The 3,491-nt window shown below is 53.9% G+C and carries 2 tRNA genes and 2 rRNA genes (1 of these 4 cut by a window edge); all 4 read left to right on the forward strand.

Annotated elements, in window-relative coordinates:
- Positions 1 to 204, forward strand: a 16S ribosomal RNA gene (locus ACHWTJ_RS13975) (it extends 1,358 nt beyond the left edge of the window).
- Between the two features lie 73 nt (positions 205 to 277).
- A tRNA-Ile gene (locus ACHWTJ_RS13980) sits at positions 278 to 354 on the forward strand.
- A 27-nt stretch (positions 355 to 381) separates the two neighbouring features.
- Positions 382 to 454: transfer RNA gene (locus ACHWTJ_RS13985), tRNA-Ala, on the forward strand.
- Positions 455 to 569: 115 nt separating this feature from the next.
- A 23S ribosomal RNA gene (locus ACHWTJ_RS13990) occupies positions 570 to 3,483 on the forward strand.
- Together the 16S and 23S rRNA genes with 2 tRNA genes alongside form the textbook arrangement of a ribosomal RNA operon.
- The last annotated feature ends 8 nt before the right edge of the window (positions 3,484 to 3,491 follow it).

The following is a 3,491-nucleotide window of genomic DNA, read 5'->3' on the forward strand; positions in this document are numbered from 1 at the left end:
AATCGCTAGTAATCGCAGGTCAGCATACTGCGGTGAATACGTTCCCGGGTCTTGTACACACCGCCCGTCACACCACGAGAGTTTGCAACACCCGAAGCCGGTGAGGTAACCGCAAGGAGCCAGCCGTCGAAGGTGGGGTAGATGATTGGGGTGAAGTCGTAACAAGGTAGCCGTATCGGAAGGTGCGGCTGGATCACCTCCTTTCTAAGGAAAACGTCCCTTACGGGACATGCCCATCGTTCAGTTTTGAGAGTCTAATTCTCTCTAGTCATGGAATGGGCCTATAGCTCAGCCGGTTAGAGCGCACGCCTGATAAGCGTGAGGTCGGTGGTTCGAGTCCACTTAGGCCCACCATTTCCATTCTAATTTAATTCCAATCCTGGGGCCTTAGCTCAGCTGGGAGAGCGCCTGCCTTGCACGCAGGAGGTCAGCGGTTCGATCCCGCTAGGCTCCATTTGTCTTGTCCTTTGGATAAGGCACTCGCACCTTGAAAACTGAAGACATCAACAAGACATCAAACTTTTAATTAACCATGTCATTAGACGTGTGTTCTTAGAATACCAACGCTAGATCAAGGTATGAAGGGCGTACGGTGGATGCCTTGGCACTAGGAGCCGATGAAGGACGCGACGAACAGCGATATGCTTCGGGGAGCAGTAAGTATGCTTTGATCCGAAGATTTCCGAATGGGGGAACCCACCATCTGTAATGGGATGGGACATGTTACGTGAATACATAGCGTAGCGTGAGGCAGACCCGGGGAACTGAAACATCTAAGTACCCGGAGGAAGAGAAAGCAAATGCGATTCCCTGAGTAGCGGCGAGCGAAACGGGAACAGCCCAAACCGAAGAGCATGCTCTTCGGGGTTGTAGGACACTCTATACGGAGTCAAAAAGGAAGACAGTAGGTGAAGGACCTGGAAAGGTCGGCCGAAGAAGGTGACAGCCCTGTAGCTGAAACTGTTTTCCCTCCAGAGTGGATCCTGAGTACGGCGGGACACGTGAAACCCCGTCGGAATCCGGGAGGACCATCTCCCAAGGCTAAATACTCCCTAGTGACCGATAGTGAACCAGTACCGTGAGGGAAAGGTGAAAAGCACCCCGGAAGGGGAGTGAAATAGATCCTGAAACCGTATGCCTACAAGTAGTCAGAGCCCGTTAACGGGTGATGGCGTGCCTTTTGTAGAATGAACCGGCGAGTTACGATAACGCGCGAGGTTAAGCCGATGAGGCGGAGCCGTAGCGAAAGCGAGTCTGAACAGGGCGTTCAGTGCGTTGTCGTAGACCCGAAACCAGGTGATCTACCCATGTCCAGGATGAAGGTCAGGTAACACTGACTGGAGGTCCGAACCCACGCACGTTGAAAAGTGCGGGGATGAGGTGTGGGTAGCGGTGAAATGCCAATCGAACCTGGAGATAGCTGGTTCTCCCCGAAATAGCTTTAGGGCTAGCCTCGAGGTTGAGAGTTCTGGAGGTAGAGCACTGATTGGACTAGGGGCCCCCACAGGGTTACCGAATTCAGTTAAACTCCGAATGCCAGCAACTTATACTCGGGAGTCAGACTGCGAGTGATAAGATCCGTAGTCAAGAGGGAAACAGCCCAGACCGCCAGCTAAGGTCCCAAAGTGTATGTTAAGTGGAAAAGGATGTGGCGCTGCCTAGACAGCTAGGATGTTGGCTTAGAAGCAGCCACCATTCAAAGAGTGCGTAATAGCTCACTAGTCGAGTGGCGCCGCGCCGAAAATGTAACGGGGCTAAACATACCACCGAAGCTGCGGATTCCGTAAGGAATGGTAGGGGAGCGTTCCAAACCGCTGTGAAGCTGTACCGGAAGGAGCAGTGGAGCGTTTGGAAGTGAGAATGCCGGTGTGAGTAGCGAAAAGAGGGGTGAGAATCCCCTCCGTCGAAAGCCCAAGGTTTCCTGAGGAAGGCTCGTCCGCTCAGGGTTAGTCTGGACCTAAGCCGAGGCCGAAAGGCGTAGGCGATGGATAACAGGTTGATATTCCTGTACCGCCGATCCACCGTTTGAACAATGGGGGGACGCAGGAGGATAGTGACGCATGCGGATGGAAGTGCATGTGCAAGTTTCAAGACCGTCTGATTGGCAAATCCGTCAGGCATCAAAGTCAAGGAACGATGCGGAGTCCCGTAGGGACGTAGGTCACGATTTCACACTGCCAAGAAAAGCCTCTAGTGAGGGGGAAGGCGCCAGTACCGTAAACCGACACAGGTAGGCGAGATGAGAATTCTAAGACGCGCGGGATAACTCTCGTTAAGGAACTCGGCAAAATGGTCCCGTAACTTCGGGAGAAGGGACGCTCTACATGAGTAGAGCCGCAGTGAATAGGCCCAAACGACTGTTTAGCAAAAACACAGGTCTCTGCTAAATCGCAAGATGACGTATAGGGGCTGACGCCTGCCCGGTGCTGGAAGGTTAAGGGGATGGGTTAGCGCAAGCGAAGCTTTGAACCGAAGCCCCAGTAAACGGCGGCCGTAACTATAACGGTCCTAAGGTAGCGAAATTCCTTGTCGGGTAAGTTCCGACCCGCACGAAAGGCGTAACGATTTGGGCACTGTCTCAACGAGAGACCCGGTGAAATCATAGTACCTGTGAAGATGCAGGTTACCCGCGACAGGACGGAAAGACCCCATGGAGCTTTACTACAGCCTGATATTGAGGCTTTGTGCATGATGTACAGGATAGGCGGGAGACGTCGAGCCCGGAGCGCCAGCTTCGGAGGAGTCACCCTTGGGATACCGCCCTTCATGCATAGAGTCTCTAACTCGCAGCCGTAATCCGGCTGGAGGACCGTGTCAGGCGGGTAGTTTGACTGGGGCGGTCGCCTCCTAAACAGTAACGGAGGCGCCCAAAGGTTCCCTCAGAATGGTTGGAAATCATTCGTAGAGCGCAAAGGCAGAAGGGAGCTTGACTGCGAGACCTACAAGTCGAGCAGGGACGAAAGTCGGGCTTAGTGATCCGGTGGTTCCGCATGGAAGGGCCATCGCTCAACGGATAAAAGCTACCCTGGGGATAACAGGCTGATCTCCCCCAAGAGTCCACATCGACGGGGAGGTTTGGCACCTCGATGTCGGCTCATCGCATCCTGGGGCTGGAGTAGGTCCCAAGGGTTGGGCTGTTCGCCCATTAAAGCGGTACGCGAGCTGGGTTCAGAACGTCGTGAGACAGTTCGGTCCCTATCCGTCGTGGGCGCAGGAAATTTGAGGAGAGCTGTCCTTAGTACGAGAGGACCGGGATGGACGCACCGCTGGTGTACCAGTTGTTCCGCCAGGAGCATCGCTGGGTAGCTACGTGCGGACGGGATAAATGCTGAAAGCATCTAAGCATGAAGCCCCCTCCAAGATGAGATTTCCCTTTGAGTAATCAAGAAAGACCCCTCAGAGACGATGAGGTAGATAGGTCACGGGTGGAAGCATGGCGACATGTGGAGCTGAGTGATACTAATCGGTCGAGGCCTTGTTCTAGCAGATGC

The sequence above is a fragment of the uncultured Exiguobacterium sp. genome, from assembly GCF_964277885.1.
Lineage (GTDB): Bacteria > Bacillota > Bacilli > Exiguobacteriales > Exiguobacteriaceae > Exiguobacterium_A.